This is a genomic window from Paenibacillus sp. FSL H8-0048 (genome assembly GCF_038002825.1).
Lineage (GTDB): Bacteria > Bacillota > Bacilli > Paenibacillales > Paenibacillaceae > Paenibacillus_AQ.
The window spans coordinates 200,771-224,103 of sequence record NZ_JBBODF010000001.1 but is presented as its reverse complement, the minus strand read 5'-3'; the positions used below and the strand labels follow the sequence as shown (position 1 = coordinate 224,103).

Annotated in this window: 19 protein-coding genes; all 19 read right to left on the bottom strand. The window is 53.1% G+C overall.

The genetic code is table 11. The features are described 5' to 3' along the window. Window positions 1-204: 204 nt before the first annotated feature. The 19 genes from NSU18_RS01085 to rseP all read right to left on the bottom strand — a co-directional run bounded on the left by NSU18_RS01085 (window position 205) and on the right by rseP (window position 23,290). Window positions 205-801 carry a dipicolinate synthase subunit B gene (locus NSU18_RS01085; protein ID WP_341147960.1) on the bottom strand — a complete coding sequence of 199 codons (597 nt, stop codon included), beginning with the start codon at window positions 799-801 and terminating at the stop codon, window positions 205-207. Further along, window positions 802-1,698, bottom strand: coding sequence for a dipicolinate synthase subunit DpsA (dpsA, locus tag NSU18_RS01080; protein WP_341147959.1), 897 nt, complete (start codon window positions 1,696-1,698; stop codon window positions 802-804). Between the two features lie 179 nt (window positions 1,699-1,877). Further along, complete coding sequence (gene dut / locus NSU18_RS01075) at window positions 1,878-2,330, bottom strand: dUTP diphosphatase (RefSeq protein ID WP_036724736.1); 453 nt, start codon at window positions 2,328-2,330, stop codon at window positions 1,878-1,880. Next, window positions 2,302-3,567, bottom strand: a complete 1,266-nt coding sequence (locus tag NSU18_RS01070; RefSeq protein ID WP_341022619.1) for a M16 family metallopeptidase — start codon at window positions 3,565-3,567, stop codon at window positions 2,302-2,304. Before NSU18_RS01070 ends, dut begins: the two co-directional genes overlap by 29 nt. A gap of 79 nt (window positions 3,568-3,646) precedes the next feature. Further along, window positions 3,647-4,633, bottom strand: coding sequence for a polysaccharide deacetylase family protein (locus NSU18_RS01065; protein WP_341022622.1), 987 nt, complete (start codon window positions 4,631-4,633; stop codon window positions 3,647-3,649). 267 nt (window positions 4,634-4,900) lie between these two features. Further along, on the bottom strand, window positions 4,901-7,003 hold the full coding sequence (gene pnp / locus NSU18_RS01060; protein ID WP_341022623.1) for a polyribonucleotide nucleotidyltransferase: 2,103 nt from the start codon (window positions 7,001-7,003) through the stop codon (window positions 4,901-4,903). Window positions 7,004-7,227: 224 nt separating this feature from the next. Beyond that, the gene (gene rpsO, locus NSU18_RS01055; protein WP_019910460.1) at window positions 7,228-7,497 is read right to left on the bottom strand and encodes a 30S ribosomal protein S15; all 270 of its coding nucleotides are present in this window, start codon (window positions 7,495-7,497) and stop codon (window positions 7,228-7,230) included. A 149-nt stretch (window positions 7,498-7,646) separates the two neighbouring features. After that, entirely contained in the window at window positions 7,647-8,594 is a 948-nt protein-coding gene (locus NSU18_RS01050) for a bifunctional riboflavin kinase/FAD synthetase (RefSeq protein WP_341022624.1), read from the bottom strand. A 36-nt stretch (window positions 8,595-8,630) separates the two neighbouring features. Then, entirely contained in the window at window positions 8,631-9,545 is a 915-nt protein-coding gene (gene truB, locus NSU18_RS01045) for a tRNA pseudouridine(55) synthase TruB (protein WP_341022626.1), read from the bottom strand. Continuing rightward, entirely contained in the window at window positions 9,542-10,519 is a 978-nt protein-coding gene (locus NSU18_RS01040; RefSeq protein ID WP_341022630.1) for a DHH family phosphoesterase, read from the bottom strand. The genes truB and NSU18_RS01040 overlap by 4 nt, the downstream gene beginning before the upstream one ends. A 26-nt stretch (window positions 10,520-10,545) precedes the next feature. Next, window positions 10,546-10,893 (bottom strand): 30S ribosome-binding factor RbfA, encoded by a 348-nt coding sequence (rbfA, locus tag NSU18_RS01035; protein ID WP_173133324.1) that lies wholly within the window; start codon window positions 10,891-10,893, stop codon window positions 10,546-10,548. A gap of 18 nt (window positions 10,894-10,911) precedes the next feature. Then, entirely contained in the window at window positions 10,912-13,563 is a 2,652-nt protein-coding gene (gene infB, locus NSU18_RS01030; protein ID WP_341150963.1) for a translation initiation factor IF-2, read from the bottom strand. Next, entirely contained in the window at window positions 13,556-13,879 is a 324-nt protein-coding gene (locus NSU18_RS01025) for a YlxQ family RNA-binding protein (RefSeq protein WP_036724725.1), read from the bottom strand. The genes infB and NSU18_RS01025 overlap by 8 nt, the downstream gene beginning before the upstream one ends. Next, entirely contained in the window at window positions 13,872-14,180 is a 309-nt protein-coding gene (gene rnpM / locus NSU18_RS01020) for an RNase P modulator RnpM (RefSeq protein ID WP_036692616.1), read from the bottom strand. The genes NSU18_RS01025 and rnpM overlap by 8 nt, the downstream gene beginning before the upstream one ends. Before the next feature lie 30 nt (window positions 14,181-14,210). Then, a complete protein-coding gene (nusA, locus tag NSU18_RS01015) occupies window positions 14,211-15,308 on the bottom strand; it encodes a transcription termination factor NusA (RefSeq protein ID WP_036724723.1) in 1,098 nt (365 codons plus the stop codon). 26 nt (window positions 15,309-15,334) lie between these two features. Next, window positions 15,335-15,802: a ribosome maturation factor RimP gene (gene rimP / locus NSU18_RS01010; RefSeq protein WP_036724721.1), complete on the bottom strand. Its 468-nt coding sequence runs from the start codon at window positions 15,800-15,802 to the stop codon at window positions 15,335-15,337. Between the two features lie 202 nt (window positions 15,803-16,004). Continuing rightward, window positions 16,005-20,336 carry a PolC-type DNA polymerase III gene (locus NSU18_RS01005; RefSeq protein ID WP_341147958.1) on the bottom strand — a complete coding sequence of 1,444 codons (4,332 nt, stop codon included), beginning with the start codon at window positions 20,334-20,336 and terminating at the stop codon, window positions 16,005-16,007. 178 nt (window positions 20,337-20,514) lie between these two features. Further along, window positions 20,515-21,963, bottom strand: coding sequence for a proline--tRNA ligase (proS, locus tag NSU18_RS01000; RefSeq protein ID WP_341147957.1), 1,449 nt, complete (start codon window positions 21,961-21,963; stop codon window positions 20,515-20,517). 52 nt (window positions 21,964-22,015) lie between these two features. Further along, window positions 22,016-23,290, bottom strand: a complete 1,275-nt coding sequence (gene rseP / locus NSU18_RS00995) for an RIP metalloprotease RseP (RefSeq protein ID WP_341022642.1) — start codon at window positions 23,288-23,290, stop codon at window positions 22,016-22,018. Window positions 23,291-23,333 lie beyond the last annotated feature (43 nt).

Genomic DNA, 23,333 nt, shown 5'->3' with positions numbered 1-23,333 from the left:
TTGCTTCTCTCAGCAGAACTACTGAACCCTACGTGAAATAAATCACCCCGCGAGGCAAAAGTGTCCGTAGCCGCGATAACCTGACTCTTATTATAGCGTAAAATTGTTTGTGCCGCCCCCGGGATGAGGACGGCAGAAATGAAGCTTATGGGTCCGTCAGCTAAAATTCGCTCTTCCGGGACAATCCTGTGCTGTTTATATAAGCTATGCAGAATGAATTCGTTGTACTAACATAGGCTGTAACTGGTGACCCTGCAGGGCGGCGTAACAGGCTTCAGGAATAAGATCCATCTGCGCCACCAGCGAATTTGGCTTACCCTCCGGATTATCCTGTCCGAACGGGACGAAATAAATATGTTTGGCTACCAGGAGCTTCGCAATATTCGCGGCGTTAAGCCCAAGTCCGTCATTCGTCGAGATCGCCAGCACCAGCGGACGCCCGTTGCGCATCTGTGATTTGGCTGCCATCAGCACCGGACTGTCCGTCATCGCGTTCGCCAGCTTGCTTGTTGTGTTCCCTGTGCAGGGAGCAATCGTCAGCACATCCAGCAGCTTGGAAGGACCCAGCGGCTCCGCTTCAACAATTGTAGAAATGATATCATTCCCTGTTATATCTTTCAACTGTTTTAGCCAATTTTCCGAGGTTCCAAAGCGGGTATCGGTATTCAGTACCGAAGCAGATACAATCGGCACCACATTCGCCCCTCCATCCATGAACCGCTGAATCTGCGGCATCACCTCAGCGAAGGTGCAGTGTGAGCCGGTAATGGCATAACCTACTGTTTTTCCGTGCCAATCCATTCATTCATCCCCCCTGATTAAAGTCTCGTCCGATATCGACTGTACCAGTGCACCTGCCATAATGATTCCGGCGCTCTTGGGGGCAACAATCCCGGGCAGGCCCGGTGCCAGCATCGCCTTGATCCCGCGCTTCTCGGCATAACGGAAGTCGCATCCGCCCGGTGCGGACGCCAAATCAATGATCACGCAGTGCGGCTGAAGCCGGGACAGGACCTGAGCGTTGATAATCATAGCGGGTATGGTGTTGAAGATCAGATCCGCCTCTGGTGCATGCAGCAGCAAATCCTCTGTCATAAAAGGCTTCCAGCCCATTTCCGCCGCTCTTGCAAAGTGCTCCTGCTTCCTGACGCCTACTTTGACCGTTGCTCCCATTCCCTGGAGCGTTCTGGCCATGGTGAACCCGGTCCGGCCCATTCCCAGCACCATCGATGTGGAGCCGTGTATGGTAAAGTCCGTGTTCTGTACGGCCATCACCAAAGCTCCCTCCGCTGTCGGAATAGAGTTATAGATCGCCACATCGTCCCTGTTCAGCAGTTCCACCAGCTTCAGCGAATGTCCGGCACACAGGCTGCGCAAATAGCTTTTAGCCATGCCGGTGTACACGATTGCCCGGGACGGCAGTGCCGCGATATGCTCCTCCCGCAGCTGGAGACGTTCAGAAGAATATAATGCGTTAATGAAACCCTCATCATCGCAGCCGACCGCCGGCAGCACCAGCACATCCGCTTGACCCAGCAGCTCAGTCGACAGCAGTTCCAGGCTTACCCCCGGGCATGGGGCATCCCATGTATCGAATCCGGCAACGCTTACGGCCGCATCCAATTCCACACATTTCCGAATCACTTCAATTTGTCTCGCGTCCCCGCCCAGGAACACGATCCTGATGCCAGTAAGCATAGGGATGACGCTCCTTTCCACAACCACATTCGACTATAGAGCATCTTATGCCGGAAGCCGCCGATGGGTGAAGAGCGGAGAGGAATTCCCGTTTCACGACAAAAAAAGCCTGCAGCCGCACACCCGAAGGCGCGTGATCCGCAAGCTTTTATTAAATTCTCAAATAAGATTCCCGTATGCTATTTGCCGGTATGCCCGAAGCCGCCCGCTCCGCGCGCCGTATCAGACAGCTCATCCACTTCCACCAGAGTCACTTCCGGCACAGCCTGGAATACCATCTGGGCAATCCGCTCATTGCGGGCAATTGCAAAAGGCTCCTGACCCAGATTAATCAGCAGCACCTTAATTTCACCCCGGTAATCCGCATCGATGGTGCCCGGTGTGTTCAGGCAAGTGATGCCATGCTTCAGAGCCAGCCCGCTGCGCGGACGGATCTGCGCCTCCAGCCCGCCTGGCATCGCCAGGGATATGCCGGTGGGGATAAGTGTACGCTCGCCCGGAGCAAGCACCACAGGCTCCCCTACAGCGGCATAAAGGTCATATCCAGAGGCCTGTTCGGACATTTTGCAGGGCAGCAGAACATCCTCATTCCCCGGCAGTTTGTTAATTTGTACGTAATGAGGCAAGATCATCTCTCCTAACATTGGCTATCGCTTTATCTGTGGAACCAACCATTGCCAAGGACAATGGCTGTGCGAACATAAAGTCCAGCAGCGCATCGATATCCTCCATAGTTACAGCTCCGATTTTGGCTATCATTTCATCCAGCGTATCCTGACGGCCGAGCATCAGCTCATTTTTGCCCATCCGGTTCATCCGGCTGCCCGTGCTCTCCAGACTGAGAATCAGGCTGCCCTTAAGCTGCTCTTTGCCTTTACGCAGTTCGTCTTCGCTCAAACCGTTCACAGCCAGATCACGCAGCATCTCTTTAATAAGCTCAGTTACTTCCTTGGTCTGCTTTGGCGCTGTCCCGGCATAGACGGTGAACAAGCCGCTGTCAGCCTGGGCGCTGTGGTACGAGAAGACGGAATAGGCCAGACCGCGCTTCTCACGGATCTCCTGGAACAGCCGGGAGCTCATGCCGCCGCCGAACGCATTGTTAAGGAGCGCCATCGGATATTGTAGCGGCCCGCCGCTGCGGACACCCGGCAGGGAGATGCAGATATGATTCTGCTCCGTCTTCTTTTTGTGGAATACCAGTTCCCCCTGATATGCAGGCTCAGTCAGCACCGGCGCTTCACCATGATTCGTAAAGGAACCAAAATGCTGCTCCAGCAGCGGGATCAGCCCGTCATTAATATTACCGGCTACGCTGATCACTGTATTCTCAATGGTGTACTGCTCTTTCATGTAAGCACGCAGATCATCCGGCGTCATCTCCAGCAGGCGTTCCTTGAGCCCGAGGATCGTATAGGCCAGCGGGTGCTCGCCGTAGGCGGCAGCACACATCAGCTCATGGACAAGATCGTCCGGGGTATCTTCGCACATGGCGATTTCCTCCAGGATTACGTTCTTCTCCTTAGCCAGCTCTTCGGCATCCATCCGTGAGCGGAAGAACATATCTGCCAGCACATCCACGGCAATCGGCAGATGCTCATCCAGCACCTTCGCATAAAAGCATGTATATTCCTTCGAGGTAAATGCATTGACATTCCCGCCAATGGCATCGAACTGTTCGGCAATATCCTTGGCGCTGTAGCGGTCAGTTCCCTTAAAGAGCATATGCTCGATGAAATGGGAAATCCCGTTGTTCAGCGGGTTCTCATTGCGGGAGCCCGTCTTGACCCAGATTCCGAAAGATACGGACCGGCCGGTCGGGATCTTCTCGGTCACCACCCGGAGTCCGTTCGATAATAATATTTTGTCCAATGTGTAATCCTCCTGGCACAGCTCCTGGTTCTGTCTGTATTTGTTATTCGCGCCTTTTATCCTATCAGAAATAAGGCGTTCACTCAACTTCCGGCGGTATGATACGCTCAGGAGAGAGCGTCTGACTGACGGTTCCGAGCTGCAGGCCTTTGGCTTTGATCCCCCGGATCATCCCTCTAAGCGCTTGCGAAGAGGACGCCGTCGGATGCATCAGAATCAGGGTTCCCGGCTCTACCCGGCTGCTGATCTTGGCAACCACCGATTCCGGGGACGGATTGCGCCAATCGACTGTATCCAGCGTCCACAATACCGTCTTCAGCCCCAGTGAGGCGGCGATCTCCACCGTCTGCTGGTTAAAGTCTCCTGACGGCGGAGCAAACCACTTATTCGTCACACCCAGGCTTTCCTTCAGCAGCTTCTGCGTCTTCTCAATCTCGGCAGTGGCACGCGTCCGGCTGAGAATACTCATCTTAGGGTGCGTATACGCATGGTTCTCTATCTCATGCCCGCGCTTCAGCATCTCAGCTGCAAGCTCCTGGTTGCGGCTTAACCAGCTTCCGTCCAGAAAAAAGGTGACCTTCACCTTCTCCGCATCCAGAATGTCCAGCATCGGACGGATATACTCATTCCCCCAAGCCACATTAATCATCAGCGAGACCATCGGCTTCGCCGGATTCCCCCGGTAGATCGGCTGCGCCCCCAGATCATCAAGTGATACCTTAGGCTTAAGCTGGCGGTACATCAGTTTGAGGCTTGCTTCGGGTCCACGTAAAAGCGCGCTCCGGTAGGTTGCCTCCACATCGACCTCCAGCCCGTTATACCCCGGTATGGCCTTCCATACCCGGTCCACAACAGCATTCACCGGCTGCGCATTCAGCGCCTCGGCCCGGCGGGTAATCTGCGCACGCAGATCATCCTCCGCCTGATTCAGTGCATAGCTCATTACGGCTGCATCCGCCTGAGGCTTAAGCCCGGCAATCATCTCTTTCACGGGTCCGTTCGTGCTGCCAATTCCAATGACTACTGCGATGCAAGCCAGCACAAGCGCTACCTTGTCCGTCTTCATGACGTTATACCTCCCCGGCACACACGGTCTGTTCCGTCTCCGCACCAGGGTCAAGCCGTGCGGGGACGCTTTGTCCCAGCCTATGTATACAGAGGGCAAATTATGCATACTCCATCTATGCTGCATGCAAGCGGGTAAGGTATAACCGTCCGTCAGGACGGTACTGCAGCGTACACTTTTCCAAAAAAAAGAGCCAGAACCGTACTGCTTCTGTCTCTTCTTCTTATCTATAGTTAGGATAACGGTGAAGCGGCAGCGTAATGCTTCTTACGCCTTCGCTCCGCTCTCTGAAGTCAGCACCGCTTTGCGTGACAGGTTGACACGGCCCTGCTGGTCGATCTCCGTTACCTTCACGGTAATCGTGTCGCCAATCGCCACAACATCCTCAACCTTCGCTACACGCTCTGTAGACAGCTGGGAAATATGCACAAGGCCGTCTTTGCCAGGGATCAATTCCACGAATGCGCCGAATTTCTCAATGCGTCTGACGGTACCCACATAAATCTCACCAACCACTACTTCCTTCACAATACCCTCAATGATGCCACGGGCCTTCTGGATCATAGCTTCGTCAGAAGAACCGATAAATACGCGGCCATCCTGTTCGATGTCGATCTTCACGCCGGTTTCTTCAATGATCTTGTTGATGATTTTACCGCCGGCACCAATTACATCACGGATCTTATCCGGGTTGATATTGATGATGATGATCTTCGGAGCATATTTAGACAGGCTCGGTCTTGGAGCTGCGATCGCTTCATTCATTTTGCCCAGAATGAACATCCGGCCTTCTCTTGCCTGCTCAAGCGCCTCCTGCAGAATCTTGCGGTCGATGCCGTCGATTTTGATATCCATCTGAATCGCCGTTACGCCTTCTGCTGTACCCGCAACCTTGAAGTCCATATCGCCGAGGTGATCTTCCATCCCTTGAATATCGGTCAGGATGGATACATGCTCTCCGTCCTTGATCAGACCCATCGCTACACCGGCTACAGGCGCCTTGATAGGTACCCCTGCATCCATCATCGCCAGAATACTGGCACAGATACTTGCCTGGGAGGTGGAGCCGTTGGATTCAATCGCTTCGGATACCAGACGGATGGTGTACGGGAATTCAGTCTCACTTGGAATAACCTTGGATAATGCACGTTCACCTAGTGCCCCGTGGCCGATTTCGCGGCGTCCCGGTGCTCTTAGCGGGCGGGCTTCCCCTACGCTGAACGGAGGGAAGTTGTAGTGGTGCATGAAGCGCTTGGTTTCAGCCGGATCAATACCGTCCAGAATCTGCACATCGCCCAGTGCGCCCAGTGTACATACGCTGAGAATCTGTGTCTGGCCGCGTGTGAACAGACCGGAACCGTGCGTACGCGGCAGCAGCGCTGTATCACATTCGATCGGACGGATCTCATTCAGCTTACGCCCATCTGGACGAACCTTGTCATGCGTGATCAGACGTCTTACTTCATCCTTCACGATATCATGCAGAGCTTCCTTAACATCCTTAAGAAGCTCTGGGGTTTCTATGTATTTCTCTGCGAAATACGCCACCGCTTCGTTGTTCACCAGATCGATAGCATCCTGACGGGCATGCTTCTCGGCAATTCTTACGGCTTCCACCAGACGGTTCTCAGCAAAAGCACGAACCTCTGTATTCACATCCGCATTAACCGCATGCAGCTTAACTGCCATCTTCTCTTTACCGGCAACGGCTACGAGCTGTTCAATTACAGCCACAATCTTGCGGACTTCGTCATGTCCGAACATGATCGCTTCAAGCATCACTTCTTCAGTCACTTCACTCGCTTCTGCTTCTACCATCATGATAGCGTCCTTCGTACCGGCCACTACTACATAGATATCGCTGATTGCCTGCTGGGCTTGATCAGGGTTAATGATGAATTCTCCGTTAATCCGGCCGACAGCCACACCGCCGATCGGTCCGTTGAACGGCACATCAGAGATACTTAGCGCAGCGGAGGTACCGATCATGGCCGCAATATCAGGCGCACAGTCCTGATCCACACTCATCACCAGGTTCAGAACTTGAACGTCATTGCGGAACCCTTCCGGGAACAATGGACGAATTGGACGGTCTGTCAGACGGCTGGACAGAATGGCTTTCTCGCTAGGACGTCCTTCCCGTTTGATGAATCCGCCAGGAATTTTGCCTACTGCATATAATCTTTCCTCATAGTTCACTGTAAGCGGGAAGAAATCCAGATCTTTTGGCTCACTGGATGCTGTAACCGTACACAATACTGAAGTATCCCCGTAACGCACCATCACGGCTGCGTTTGCTTGCTTGGCCAGACGGCCTGTTTCCAGCACAAGGCGTCTTCCGCCCAGCTGCATTTCCACACGTTGTTCCATAAAACCCCTCCTTGAATGGTAATAATACGTTCTTGTATGTTCTACAAGCAAAAACGGCTTGTCCTCCGCAGAAGTGCTATAGCCGTTTTTGCGAATGCTATCAACTTGTCAATTGTAAAAGTTTACCCTAAATTTTCAAAAAGCAACCCGGCTGTCCCGCTGTCGCTCGTAAGAAGGACATACGGTATACAACCAGGCTGCTTTTGGGCTTAACTTATGGAAAATTAACGACGCAATCCCAGTTTTTCGATCAGGGCGCTGTAACGTCTGATGTCTTTGTTCTTCAAATACGCCAGCAGTTTACGACGTTGTCCAACCATCTTCAGCAGTCCGCGGCGGGAATGATGATCCTTCTTGTGCGTACGCAAGTGGTCAGTCAAATTAACGATGTTCTCCGTAAGGATAGCAACTTGCACCTCAGGGGATCCAGTATCGGATTCGTGAGTTTTGTGCTCGTCGATCAATTGGTGTTTACGTTCTTGAGTCAATGCCATCCTGTTCACCTCCTTCATTATAATCGCCAGTAGCCTCGTCACCGTCGGTGAGAACAAGTAACCAAGCTAAGGTTCACATGCTGTCATTCCAGCAACGTTAATCAGTATAGCACCTTCACAGGCAAAAGTAAACGGCTTGTCCGGAAAGATTAGGAATGATATCCCAGCATCCCTTTGGCCGTCTCAGCATCTGCGCCGATCTGTGCAATCAAAGCATCGATGGACCCGAACTTGCGCTCGGAGCGGATATAGGAGACCAGTTCCACCTTAAGCTCCTGTCCATAAATATCTGAGGCAAAATCAAACAGATGAACCTCAAAGCTCGGAGTGGTCACGCCTTCGTGGAACGTTGGCTTCACTCCGACGTTCATCACCCCGTACAAGACCTCATCCCGGTAAAAGACCTTGACGGCGTATACGCCCTTGGCCGGAATAACATAGCGGTCTTCGAGCTGCAGATTGGCTGTCGGAAAGCCGATGGTCCGGCCCCGCTTCTCTCCGTGCCCTACGGTACCGCGCAGGTGATAACAACGTCCAAACCAGGCATTAGCCTTATCAAGTTCCCCGCTCAGCAAGCTCTTGCGGATACCTGAGCTGCTGACCTTCTCTCCATCAAGCAGGAACGGAGCGACCGTCTCTACCTTCATCGCACCTTGTCCCAGCTCTGAGAGCGTGTCCGCATCCCCCTCGCCTTTATAGCCGAAGCGGAAGTCGAACCCTACAACTGCAGTTACAATCTGCAGCGGCAGCAGCATCACAGAGACAAAGTCCGCCGGACTCACCCGGGAGAGCTCTTCATTAAATTCAATTATATATAAAAGCTCAACACCCATCCCGGCAAGCAGCTCCTGCTTATCCTTAGAGGGGGTCAAATATCCCTCATAATCCCCTTTGCCCATGACATCCTTGGGATGGGGGTAGAAGGTCATCACCGCTGCGGGTACACCTGCCTCACGGGCAAGAGCAACAGCTGATGTGATGACACTGGCATGCCCGAGGTGCAGTCCATCGAACTGTCCCAGGGCAACTACTTGAGGCTGCGCGTACTGTGCTGCCGCCTCAGGCAGCATCGGATAGCTTAATGTTACGGTTCTCACGCTGTTTCTCACCTACATTCGCAAATAAATTAAAGTTTAGGCCTGGGCAAACACCTTGACCGGTGCAATAGCTCCGTTAGCCTCCAGAGCATAAATACCGAGGAATTCCCCTTGCTGATCATAGAGACGGAAATCCCCGGCCTGCTTCACTTCCGGCATTACAAACCGGGCCGACAGACGTTGTCCTTGCAGGGCTGCTTTTTTCTTCTCTGCGGCAACGGTATGTCTGGGCAAATGTGAAATCGCCTCGTCGGCAGCAATCAGATGCCCATCAAGTGTGCCGCCTTCCTTGTGCTCGGCAATTTGCTCCAGAGTCAGGCAATGACTGGCCGAGATCCCGGCCGACATCGTCCGCTCCAGCTTCACCATCACACCGGGAAGACCCAGCTTACGTCCGATATCTACACAGAGGGTTCGGATATAGGTCCCCTTGGAGCATAACGCCCGAAAAGTGATCTCCGGATAGTTGCCATTCCATACCATTCGCTGCATCTCAATCTCATAAATCTCCACTTCACGGCTCTTGCGCTCCACGGTCTTGCCTTCCCGGGCCAGCTCGTACAGACGCTTCCCGTCCACCTTCACTGCGGAATACATAGGCGGCACCTGTGAGATTACACCCTGGAAGGAGTTCAGCACAGCCAGTACTTCGGCTTCCGTGACATGAACCTCCTCAACGGATTCCGTAATCGTCCCGGTCAGGTCCTCAGTATCGCTGGCCATTCCCAGCCGCAGTGTGGCAACATATTCCTTGGGCAACTCCTGGATATACTCCACTACCCTGGTAGCACGGCCCAGACAGAGCGGCAATACTCCAGTTACCTGAGGATCAAGGGTCCCGGTATGTCCAATCCGCTTCATGCCCAGAATGCGCCGCGCCTTGGCCACAACATCATGTGAAGTGAACCCTGCCGGCTTATATACAGCCAGAACTCCTGTAAGCTCACTCATAAATGACGTTTAACCTCCTCCAGCACCTGTGCCACAGCTTCTTCCAGACTTCCATTAATACGTGCGCCCGCTGCCCGGGTGTGTCCGCCGCCGCCGAAGGCTTGCGCAAGCAGCGCCACATCTACCTTACCTGCTGAACGCAGACTGGCCTTCACCGCATGGTCATCAATGACCTTGAACAGAATGCCTACCTCTACCCCGCGGATATTCCGGGGATAGTTGACAATCCCTTCAAGATCCTCATTGGCCGCTCCACAGTCCAGCATATCCTGAGGTGTAACGTATACCCACGCTATATCTCCTTCAGGACTAAGCTGTAATGTGCTAAGTGCACGGTTAAGCACCTTCACCTGGGGAAGCGTCATCTCTTCCAGCAAGGTCTCTGCCAGGTCCGGTCCATTCACACCCAGTGCCAGCAGCTCGGATACCGCCGCCATCACTTTAGGAGAAGTATTGCTGTAACGGAAACCGCCGGTATCCGTTAACAGCCCGGTATAAATGGCTGTGGCAATATCAATGTCCCACTTGAGTTCAAAGGTCTTCAGCAGGTCGAACAGAATCTCTGCTGTCGCTGCCGCATCCGGCTTGATAAGGTTCACCGCGCCGTAGCCGTTGTTCGTTGGGTGATGGTCTATATTCAAAATTAGGGCATCACTTGCGAAATGCTGCTGGGTCAGTCCTACACGCTGGAAATCCGCACAATCCACACATATCACATGGCTGTACTGGCGGGGCAACGAACCCTCAGACAGATTGACAATCTGATCGGCATGCCATAAGTATTCCATTCGCTGCGGAATCTGGCCTTCATTCAGCATCAAATATTTTTTGCCCAGACATGAGAGAAGCCAGCCCACCGCGAGGGTGGAGCTGACTGCATCTCCGTCCGGCTGAACATGCGACACTACAAGATAATCGTCGTGTTCCAGCAGAAACTTACGCGTCTGCTGGAGACTTTGTTCATAGCTCTGCATTCGCCGTCTCCTTTATGTTCCGTAGCCTATTCGTTTTTGCCGATTTCGCCGAGCAGCTTCTCAATATGACTTCCGTAAGCAACGGATTCGTCAATTTTGAAGATCAGCTCTGGCGTATGGCGCAGGCGGATCGCTTTGCCAAGCTCCGAGCGGAGAAAGCCATTGGCTTTCTCAATCGCCTTAAGTGAGTCTGACTTCTGCTCCTCGTCCCCGAATACGCTCAGGTATACCTTGGCCTGTGACAGATCGTTCGTCACATCAACGCCAGTTACAGTTACGAACCCGACACGCGGGTCCTTCAGTCCGCTTTGGATGAGCTGGCTCAGCTCTTTCTTAATCTGCTCGCCAACCCGTCCCGCTCTGATTTTAGACATCTTATTTCACCTCTTCGCTTAGCGCTCTACCGTTTCCATGATGAATGCTTCGATAATGTCGCCTTCAACGACATCATTATAGCGTTCCAAAGTTATGCCACATTCATAACCCTGTGCCACTTCTTTTGCATCATCTTTGAAACGCTTCAAGGTGTCGATTTTGCCTGTGAAGACAACGATACCGCTGCGGATCAGGCGCATTTCAGCATTGCGGGTAATTTTGCCGTCGGTAACCATACAACCTGCGACACTGCCCACTTTGCTGATTTTGAATACGTTGCGCACTTCGGCATGGCCGATAACGTTCTCTTTATAGATAGGATCAAGCATGCCCTTCATGGCACTTTCGATCTCTTCAATGACATTGTAGATGATGTTATGCAGACGCACATCCACCTTCTCCTGCTCGGCTGCCGCTTTCGTCTGGGCATCCGGACGAACGTTGAAGCCGATCACGATAGCATTGGAGGCTGCTGCCAGGGTAATATCGGATTCCGTGATCGCACCGGCACCGCTGTGAAGGATCTTCACGCGAACGCCTTCGACTTCGATCTTGGCCAAGGAGCCTTTCAGCGCCTCTACCGAACCTTGAACGTCACCCTTGATGATCACGTTGAGATCCTTGATCTCGCCGTCCTTGATGTGCTTGAACAGATCATCCAGCGTAACGCGGGTATTCGTGTTCAGCTCGGACTGGCGCTGCGTTGTGGAACGTCTGTCAGAGATCGCGCGTGCTTTACGCTCATCTTCGAAGGCCATGAACGGATCACCCGCCTGCGGCACCTCGGTCAGACCGGTAATTTCCACCGGAGTGGAAGGTCCCGCTTCCTTGATTTTGCGTCCCTTGTCATTCACCATGGCGCGTACGCGGCCGAAGCAGTTACCCGCTACAAATGCGTCTCCGACCTTCAGCGTACCGTTCTGCACGAGAATACGGGCAACAGGTCCACGATTCTTGTCAAGCTCAGCTTCTATAACAGTACCGCGTGCCCGTTTGTCCGGGTTCGCCTTGTACTCATTCACTTCGGCAACGAGCAGGATCATTTCCAGCAGCTCTTCAAGGTTAATACGCTGCTTAGCCGACAGGTTGACGAAGATCGTATCGCCGCCCCACTCTTCCGGCACCAGCTCATAGTTGGTAAGCTCCTGCTTCACCCGGTCAGGATCTGCGCCCGGCTTATCAATCTTGTTAACTGCAACAATGATTGGAAGTCCGGCTGCCTTGGCATGGTTGATCGCTTCTACCGTCTGAGGCATTACACCGTCATCGGCAGCTACAACGATAATCGTCATATCTGTAACCTGGGCACCACGGGCACGCATGGCGGTGAACGCTTCATGGCCCGGAGTATCAAGGAATGTGATTTTCTTCTGATTAATCTCAACCTGATAAGCACCGATATGCTGCGTAATTCCGCCAGCTTCGCCGCCGGTTACATTCGTGGAACGGATGGCATCGAGCAGGGTTGTTTTACCATGGTCAACGTGACCCATGATCGTTACAACCGGTGGACGGGTCATCAGATCCTCTTCGGAATCATTCTCTTCCATGGTCTCGAAGCTGTCTTCGTCGACTGGAATCTTCACTTCTACTTCTACGCCGAATTCACCGGCCAGCAGCAGAATCGTATCGATATCAAGCTCCTGATTGATGGTGGCCATAACTCCCATCGAGATCAGCTTCTTGATCACTTCCGAAGCATCCTTGTGAAGCAGCTTCGCGGTTTCACCCACGGTCATGCTGCCACGGACAATGATCTTCTTAGGCGTGTTGTCAATCTTCTCACGATATACGGTCGGCTGGTTTCTGCCGCGGTTGTTCTTACCGCCACGGCCGCGATAATTGCCGCCCTTGTTGTCGTCATAGCGTTTCTGGCCATTGTTGTTGCTGCCAGGTCTGCCGCCAGTGGTATTCTTCTTAGGGCCGTCGTTACGTGAAAAGCCTCCGCCCCCATTGCCTTGACCTTGCGGACGGTCACCTGTACGCGGTGCGCCGCCTTGTCCTTGCGGACGGCTGCCAGCAGAGTTGCCCTGTGGGCGGCTTCCGCCAGTAGAGCTGCCTTGCGGACGGCTGCCGCCAGTCGAATTGCCCTGCGGACGGCTGCCAGTGGAGCTGCCTTGCGGGCGGCTGCCAGTGGAGCTGCCCTGCGGACGGCTGCCAGTAGAACTGCCTTGCGGGCGGCTGCCAGTGGAGCTGCCCTGCGGGCGGCTGCCAGTGGAGCTGTTTTGTGGACGGCTGCTGCTTGAACTGCCCTGCGGGCGGGAATTCTGAGCGGAGCCTGATGTTTGTGTTCTGCGGGAATCTTGTCCGCTTTGGGGCCTTGGGGACGTCGTCGATTGGTTGTTGTTTTGGTTACTGTTCATACCTACCTGCTTTTCCGATTGAATTTTGTTGGTACTCTGAGCACTGCGCGCTTCGGCGTTTACCGCACCGGTAGTGACTACCGGACGGCTGCTGGTGCCGTTGTCCCGCTTGGCTGCAGCGTTTGACTTGATGTCCTTGAAGAACTGTTCAACTTTGTTCACGGAGCCATTCTCCATGACACTCATATGATTATTCACCGGGACATCCAAACGCTTCAGAATGGTGATAATTTCTTTACTGCTCATGTTCAAAGACTTGGCGTATTCGTATACGCGCAGCTTATCCTTATTATCTTCTTTAGTCAATAACTCCACCTCCGACAGTATCTCCAAGCGTTCTGGAGATCATTTCCGCGAATCCTTTATCCGTAACGGCCAGCACAACGCGCTGATCCTTACCAATACTTGCACCGAGTTCATCCCGGTGAAATGCGATTACTAGTGGAATATCGTAGGTCCCGCATTTATCGCGGAACTTCTTCTGGGTATTATCTGAAGCGTCACCTGCCAGGACGACCAGCTTCGCCTCTGAAGACCGTACTGCCTTAAGCACAGCCTCATCGCCGGTGACAATCTTGCCTGCTCTCATCGCAAGCCCTAAATAAGAAAGTGTCTTACTCATTGTCCTCACTATCCTTCGCTGCCAAAAACTGCTCCTCCACGGATGCAAAATCCCGGGCAAGCTGGGCATAGATTTCAGGACTGACCTGACATTTCAATGCCCGGTCAAGTGCTTTGGTCTTCTGTGCTAGCTTAAAGTATTCCAGTTTACCGCAGATATAAGCGCCACGGCCCGACTTCTTGCCTGTCAGGTCGATCAGCACCTCGCCTTCAGGCGTTCTCACCACGCGAATCAGCTCTTTCTTGGGCATCATCTCCTGGCTGGCAACGCATTTACGCAGCGGCACCTTTCTTTGCTTCATAACAAAGCACCTCCCGTCAGTCAGCATTCATTAATCGATGGAGACGGAATCCTGATGCATTTCATCATTGGACGATCTGGGTCTGCCGTATTCCTGCTCCGCCTGCGTCTCGCTCTTGATATCGATCTTCCAGCCGGTCAGCTTGGCGGCAAGACGGGCGTTCTGCCCCTTGATACCGATAGCCAGCGACAGCTGATAGTCAGGAACAATGACGCGGGCCATTTTCTCAGCTTCAAAGACTTGAACCTCAAGCACCTTGGACGGGCTAAGCGCATTGGCTACGTACTCCTGCACCAGCTCGGAATATCTGACGATATCAATCTTCTCACCGCGAAGCTCAGTCACGATGGTCTGTACACGCGTGCCTCTCGGGCCTACGCAGGAACCCACCGGGTCCACTTCGGGATTGCGTGAGAACACGGCGATCTTAGAACGGAAGCCGGCTTCGCGGGCAACGGAACGAATCTCCACCACTCCGTCAAAAATCTCCGGCACCTCCAGCTCGAACAGACGCTTCAGGAGACCCGGATGACTGCGGGACAGCATGATCTGCGGCCCTTTGGTCGTGTTCTCCACCTTGGTGATATAAGCCTTAATACGCTCGCTCTGCTTGAACTTTTCTCCAGGCATCAGCTCGCTCAGCGGAAGAACCGCCTCGATTTTGCCAAGATCCACATAGATGTTGCGCATATCCTGACGCTGTACAAGGCCGGTTACAATATCATCTTCCTTGTCGATAAAAGCGTTATAGATCAGGCCGCGTTCCGCTTCGCGGATACGCTGGGTAACCACCTGCTTCGCAGTCTGGGCGGCAATGCGGCCGAAATCACGCGGCGTGACTTCCTGCTCGGCGATATCCTCCAGCTGGAAATGCGGGTTGATCTCCCGTGCAGCCAGGAGCGAGATCTCGGTCCGTGCATCGAGAACCTCCTCCACAATCAGCTTGCGGGCAAACACCTTGATTACGCCGGTGTTGCGGTTCATATCCACACGCACATTCTGCGCCGCATTGAAATTGCGTTTATAGCTGGAGATCAGCGCCGCTTCGATGGCTTCGAACAGCACATCCTTGCTGATGCCTTTCTCCCTTTCCAGTTCATTCATAGCTTCAATAAACTCCATACTCATGAAATTCCGGTCCCCCTTTCAAGACGTTAAAAAATAATGGCCAATCTCGCACTGGCGACCTTGGCGTAAGGTACCACATGTTCTTTTTTGCCCGCGGAGATGAGCAGTTCCTCGTTCTCGAATGATAGCAAACGGCCTTCGAATTCTTTGAGTCCTTGAATCGGCTCATAGACCGTTACATATACGTCCTTGCCTACCGCCTTGGCGACATCCGCAGCTTTCTTGAGCGGACGCTCAGCTCCCGGCGAGGAGACTTCAAGGAAATACGCTTCGGAGAACGGATCATTCTCATCCAGCTTCTGGCTGATATATTCGCTGATGGTACCGCAGTCATCGATATCGATGCCGCCTTCTTTGTCTACGAATACGCGCAGAAACCAGTTGGAGCCTTCCTTCACGTATTCAACGTCCACCAGTTCGAAACCATTGTCCTCGAGATAGGACCCGAGCAGCTGCTCTACCGTTTGTTTAATTTTGGATTTGGGTGTGCTCAAAAGAAGATTACCTCCACGAACTTGTCTTTTGCTATATACCAAAGATAAAGAGTGGGTTTCCCCACTCTTTACACAACGGACTTATCTCATTATTACCAAAAAAATTATACCATAGTGAGGCAGCACTGACAAGTACCAGCCCTTGACTCCCCTTTCTAAGAGGTCAATAGAGGGCTGTACATCCTGCCACTTCGGGCAGCCGTCAGAACAGCGAAAGCTGGTTGCTCTCCGGCAATCCGCGGAAGCAGCCCATTCCTGTGAGCAGCTCTATCACCGTTTTACTGGCCTTGGATTTCTGCTGAAAATCCTCAATGGAGAGGAACTCGCCTGCGTCCTTGGCAGCGGCGATATTAATGGCAGCATTATCCCCAATCCCGGCAAGCGAAGAGAACGGAGGAATCAGGCTGGTACCGTCCACCGTGAATTTGGTAGCATCTGAGCGGTACAGATCAATGTTCTTAAAGGTGAAGCCGCGTGCCGTCATCTCCAGGGCCATCTCCAGCACCGGAAGCATGGCTTTTTCCTTAGGCAGCGCCTGGAAGCCCTTGGCTTCAATCTCTACCAGCTGGCGCGCAATGGCTTCGTAGCCTTTGCAGCACAGCTCGATATCGAAATCCGCAGCACGGACAGAGAAGTAAGTTGCATAGTATTCTATCGGATGATACAGCTTGAAGAAGGCAGTGCGCACCGCTGAAATAACATAAGCCGCGGCATGGGCCTTCGGGAACATGTACTGGATTTTGAGACAGGAATCAATGTACCACTGCGGCACCTTGCAATTCTTCATCTCCTCGATCCACTCCGGCGGCAGGCCCTTCCCTTTACGCACGCTCTCCGTAATTTTGAAAGCCAGACTGGCATCCATGCCCGCCTTATAGATCAGATAGAGCATAATATCGTCACGGCAGCCGATTACCGTCTTAATGTTGCAGGTATTGTTCTTGATCAGCTCCTGAGCATTTCCCAGCCATACGCCGGTTCCGTGGGACAGCCCGGAAATCTGCAGCAAGTCGGCAAAGCTGGACGGCTTCGCTTCCACAAGCATCTGACGGACGAATTTCGTCCCCATCTCCGGCACCCCATAAGTAGCTACCGGGGTTCGGATCTGATCGGGCCTCACTCCCAGCGCATCTGTGGAGTTGAACATGCTCATGACCTTCGGATCATTCATCGGAATGGTCGTCGGGTCTACGCCGGTCAGATCCTGCAGCATGCGCATCATGGTCGGATCATCGTGGCCGAGAATATCGAGCTTGAGCAGATTGGCATCGAAGGCGTGATAGTCGAAATGGGTAGTCTTCCACTCAGCTGTAACGTCATCCGCCGGGAACTGCACCGGAGTGATATCTTCAATCTCCATGTAGTCCGGCAAAACTACGATACCGCCGGGGTGCTGCCCCGTACTGCGCTTCACACCGGTACAGCCGGCGGCAAGCCGTCCGACCTCCGCACCGCGCCAGCGCTTCTGGTGATGCTCTTCATATTTCTTGGTGAAGCCGAAGGCGGTCTTCTCCGCCACCGTACCAATGGTCCCCGCACGGAATACATTATCAGGACCGAACATCGTTTTGGTAAAATTATGGGCGTTCGGCTGATACTCCCCGGAGAAGTTAAGATCGATATCGGGAACCTTGTCCCCTTTGAAGCCCAGGAAGGTCTCAAACGGAATATCCTGGCCCTCTCCCTTAAGCTTGCCGCCGCAATCCGGACAGTCCTTATCCGGCAGGTCGAAGCCGCTTGGCACACTTCCGTCCAGGAACCATTCGCTGTGCCGGCATTCCGAATTGGCACAAATATAGTGAGCCGGAAGCGGGTTAACCTCCGAGATGCCAAGGAATGTTGCCACTACAGACGAGCCTACCGAGCCACGGGAACCGACGAGATAACCGTCCTGGTTCGACTTTTTGACAAGCCGTTCCGAGATCAGATAGTTGGCGGAGAACCCGTATTTAATAATCGGGGCAAGCTCCTTCTCCAGACGGGCAACCACAACCTCAGGCAGCTCCTCTCCGTAGATCGATTTGGCTGTGTCATAGCAGGTATTGCGGATCTCATCATCCGCCCCTTCAATAATAGGCGTGAAGAGATCGCTTGGGAACAGATCGTATTCCTCGAACCGCTCAGCCAGCTCAACCGTATTCGTGACCACGACCTCCTTCGCTTTGGCTGCACCCAGGTATTCGAACTCGGCAAGCATCTCATCAGTTGTACGGAAGTGGGCATCCGGCTTGTTCTGGTCCTTCAGCGGACTGAATCCGGTAATCCCGTGGATTGTAATATCGCGGAACAGCTTATCGCGCGGCTCCAGATAGTGCACATTCCCGGTGGCTATCACCGGCTTGTTCATCTGCTCGCCGATCTCACAGATTTTGCGTACAACACCCCGAAGGTCCTCTGGACTCGCTACGAACCCTTTATCCACCAGATGCATGTACATGGTCAGCGGCTGGATTTCCAGCACATCATAGAACTGGGCAACCTCAATCGCCTCTTCCACGGTTTTGTTCAGCACAGCCTCGAAGAACTCGCCCCGCTCACAGCCGGATATGACGAGCAGTCCGTCACGATGCTCTTCAAGCTTCGATTTGGGAATGCAGGGTACCCGCTTGTAGTACTCGGTATGCGACATAGAAATCAGCTTATAGAGGTTCTTTTTGCCGGCCGGATTCAGTGCATAGATGCCGCAGTGAAACGGACGTACATTCGACAGGTCATTACCTACATAATCATTCAGCCGGTCCAGCCGGGTTAAGCCCTTCATCTTCTCCGCATCAGCCAGCAGACCGTTCAGAATACCGCCCAGTGCAATCGTATCATCCACCGCACGGTGATGGCTCTCTAGCAGTACCTTGTACTTGTCAGCAAGCGTATTGAGCCGGTGATTCTTCATACTCGGGAAAAGCAGACGCGCCAGCTCCAGCGTATCGAGTGATGGATTCGGCAGCTCAGGCTGTCCCAGCCTTTTCAGGGAAGCCTGAATGAAGCCCATATCAAAACGTGCGTTGTGCGCAACGAGAATGCTGTCTCCTACGAATTCCACGAACTCCCCCAGTACCGGTTCCAGATCCGGGGCATCCTTGACCATTTCATCCGTAATGTTCGTCAACTGCTGGATGTGGTAAGGGATTTTCTCATGCGGGTTGACAAAGGTAGTGTAACGGCCCAGCTCCTTGCCTTCGCACATCTTGATCGCGGCAAGCTCCGTGATGTTATTGCGTGTGATCGACAGGCCTGTAGTTTCGATGTCGAAGACGACATAGGTTGCTGTCTTGAGCTCCAGCGGCTGCGCATTCTCCACGATGTTAACCGCATCATTGACGACATTAGCCTCCACACCGTAGAGCATCTTGAGCTTATGCTTATGGGCGGCGTGATTCGCATCCGGGAAGCTCTGAACATTGCCGTGATCGGTAACTGCAAGCGCCGGGTGGCCCCATTTCGCCGCTGTTTTGACATAGGCATCAATCGGTGCTACCGCATCCATCGTGCTCATAGTCGTATGCAAGTGGAACTCCACACGCTTCTCCTTGGCATTGTCCTTACGGGCAGGCGGCGCCGACACCTCGGCCAGATCCGAAGGAATCATCACCAGCTCGGGAATCTGCATGAACCGGTCATATTCCACTTTGCCGCGCGCCCGGACCCATTTGCCGTTAGCCAGCTGCCCCATGATCTTCAGCTCTTCCTTGGTCTTGGCGAACATCTTCATCTGCAGGGAGTCTGTAAAGTCCGTAATGCAGAAGGTGAACAGCGTATTTCCGTTACGCAGCTCCTTGCGGTCCAGCCCGAAGATCGTCCCCTGGATCGTAATCTTCTTCTCTTCATCCTGAATCTCCAGAATGGAGACGGCCTGCTCTTTGATGTCATTCCCTACCTGAAGCTTAATGACCTCATTCGGGTCCCCGGCTTCTTCAGGCTCGTCCGGCTCGCTATTCATCATCATGAGCTCTACCAGTTCACGCTGCTCCTGCTGGAGCTTCTGCTGGAATTCCTCATAGGCATCCGCTTTGCTCTTACTCTCGTCCTCGGCCATTTGCAGCTTAACCTTGAGGGGAAGTGCGAAATATTTATCATAATATTTAATAATGGCGGCTTCGATACCCTTCTTGCGGGCCAGCTCAAGTGACATGGTATCATTCAGACTCAGGATGAGCGTACCGTCCCGCAGTTCCTGACTGGAACGCGTCAGCCAACCGTTGACGGAAGGAATCTCACGCTGGACCCACTCGAGGAACATGCTCCAGTACTCCTGCACAATATCGGCTCTGCTTACAGTATCATCATATAGGAACAAGAAGCTGACCTTGGCAATATGCTGCAGCTTCTCACGCATTCTTAGGATAAAGGCCCGGTAGGTCTGGGCGGGAATCAGGGTTGTCTTCGCAATCACGATATGCCAGTCATGGTTGCCGCGGCTAATCTCCACCCGTTCAATCTGTCCGTCTACAAAATAAGGATCAATCATGGCAGGCGGAATCTCCCCCTGCTTCATCAACAGCTCAAATCTCTTTCTTCTCTCCACGTTCTGCTCCATGCATTCCCCACCTAACTCGGCAATAATTGGCGTAAGACTTTGGCGTCAGTCTAATATAATCACTCGCTCACTCAATTGTAAGAAAAAGCCTCCGGCTTGAAAAGCATTGGGTACTTGCGGCCCGCCGACTCCTCTCGCCAGAAGCTGATATAAAAATTAACAAATATATGTCTGCCGATTAATACGCTTTGGCAAATACAACCGTGTGCTGAGCAGGTTTGCCGCAGCAAATACAGGTCTCTTTCGTTTCTGACGGGTGGAACGGAATATTACGGCTGCCTGCACCGGTCTCTTCCTTGACCTTATCCTCACATTCTTCAGAGCCGCACCAGCCTGCAAGCGCAAAGCCGCGTTTCTCCTCCATAGAATCCTTCATCTGCTCAAGTGTATCTACGGAATAGAAATGGTCCTCACGGAATTTCAGTGCCCGCTCGTACATTTCCTGGTGGACCTGTTCCAGCATAGCATTCACTTCTTCAACCAGGTTCTCCTGCTGAATGACCTTCTTCTCGCCGCTGATCCGGGATACGAGCACACAGACTCCATTCTCCATATCACGCGGTCCAAGCTCCAGACGGACAGGAACGCCGCGCATTTCATATTCATTGAACTTCCAGCCCGGGGTTACATCGGCACGGTCATCTACGCGCACACGGATTCCGGCACTCTTGAGTTCACCAAACAGTTCATCGGTACGTCCGATGACCGCTTCGCGGGTCTTAGGCGGTCCGATTGGAATCATAATCACCTGCGTAGGCGCTACCTTCGGCGGCAGAGCCAGTCCGCGGTCGTCACCATGCACCATGATGAGGGAACCGATCAGACGCGTGGTAGAGCCCCATGAGGTGGTATGTGCATGTTCCAGTACATTCTCCCGGTTCAGATATTGGATATCAAAAGCAACTGCGAACTTGGTGCCCAGGTAATGCGAGGTAGCGGCCTGAACGGCCCGTCCATCCTTCATCATCGCTTCAATGGAATACGTATCCACCGCACCGGCGAACCGCTCGGATGGCGTCTTCTGTCCGGTCACTACCGGAATAGCCAGAAAAGTCTCCACGAAGTCGCGGTAGTTCTCCAGCATCTTCATCGTTTCTTCGCGTGCTTCCGTCTCATTCTCATGCGCGGTATGGCCTTCCTGCCAGAGGAATTCCGTCGTACGAATGAACGGCAGGGTACGTTTCTCCCAGCGGACCACGTTGGCCCATTGGTTAATTAACACCGGAAGGTCACGGTAAGACTGAATCCACTTGGAATACATATGGCCGAACATGGTCTCGGACGTAGGACGGATGGCCAGACGTTCTTCCAGCACATCGCCTCCGGCCTCAGTGACCCAAGGCAGCTCCGGGTTGAAGCCCTCCACATGCTCCTTCTCCTTCTGGAAAAAGCTCTCGGGAATGAATAACGGGAAGTAGGCGTTCCGGTGGCCGGTAGCCTTCAGGCGGCGGTTCATCTCCTCCTGAATATGCTCCCAGATTTCATAGCCGTCCGGTTTGAATACGATACAGCCGCGGACCGGTGAATAATCCATCAGGTCCGCTTTTTTGATAACATCGATATACCAGCGTGAGAAATCCTCGCCCTGCGGCGTGATCTCTGTAACGAACTGCTTGTCTTTGGCCATGTGAAGAAATCCTCCTATTAATTATCACGGGATAAAAATGATATGACATCCGTCAGCCGCTTATGAGGCGTAAAATATCATTATACGTAACAGCGATCATCACCAGGAACAGCAGGGCAAAGCCTACAAAGTGGACCATGCCTTCCCTGCTCGGGTCTACCGGCTTGCCGCGCAGTGCCTCAACGCCCAGGAATACAAGCCGGCTGCCATCCAATGCAGGAATCGGCAGCAGATTAAAGATCCCTAAGTACAGGCTGAGAATTGCTGCCCAATAAGTCAGATATTGAATTCCCTGCTGGGCAATCTGTCCGGTCAACTGGAACGTGCCTACCGGCCCGGAAATATCATCCATATTAAATTTGTTGATCAGCTGCTTGAAGCCGACAAAGATTAACTCCGTGGTGTCCACCATAGCCTTGCTTGACTTGGTAATCGTCTCGCCCACTCCGGCCTTGCGGGTAGGCAGCTCCGGCGTAATTCCAACCTTGCCGCCTTGCTCCCCTTCCATTCCCCGGGGAACCATGGTCACACTGAAGGTCTCTTCACCGCGTTTCAGCGTCCAGTTCATTTCTTTGCCTTTGGAGGCCGAGGTCAGCTTGATCATCTTCTGGTAATCTCCGCCGATGGCCTGCCCGTCCACAGTGACGACGATATCGCCCTTCTGAAGACCAGCTTCCTGCGCAGGCATGCCTAAGCTGACATCACCGATCTTCACATAGGTGGGATTCTCCACCGGAATTCCAGCCATCTGCAGATGAAGGGCAAACAGCACAAACGCCAGAATGAAGTTCATCACCGGACCGGCCAGGATGGCTATCGCCCGCTGGCCGACGGTTTTGCTGCCGAACTGGCGGTCCCTCGGCGCAATTTGTGTCTGCTGGGTGCCCTTGATCATCATCGCCTGCGGATTCACATCATAGGTGGTCACTTCACCATCTACATCAAGGCGGATCTTCAGTTCATTCTCCAGATCCGTGAACTGCGCTTCGCCGCGTATAACATTTCTGCGCGTATCCAGGGAATCAAGGTAAATATTCTTCACCTTATTATCCTGGCCCAGCCGGACGGCAATGGTCTGCCCGGGGCCGATCTCAACCATCTCCGGGTCTTCGCCGGCCATACGGGCATATCCCCCGAAGGGCAGCAAGCGAAGCGTGAACTGGGTTTCACCGCGTTTATAAGAGAACAGTTTCGGACCGAAACCGATCGCAAATTCCCGTACAAGAATTCCGGCGCGTTTGGCAAAATAATAATGCCCCCATTCATGGACAGTCACCAGAACAAAGAACATAAACACCGTTAAAAAAACAACTCTTACCATCTCCATAGCGCAACATTCCCCCTTAAGGTGTAAGACCGAAGTATGTCCT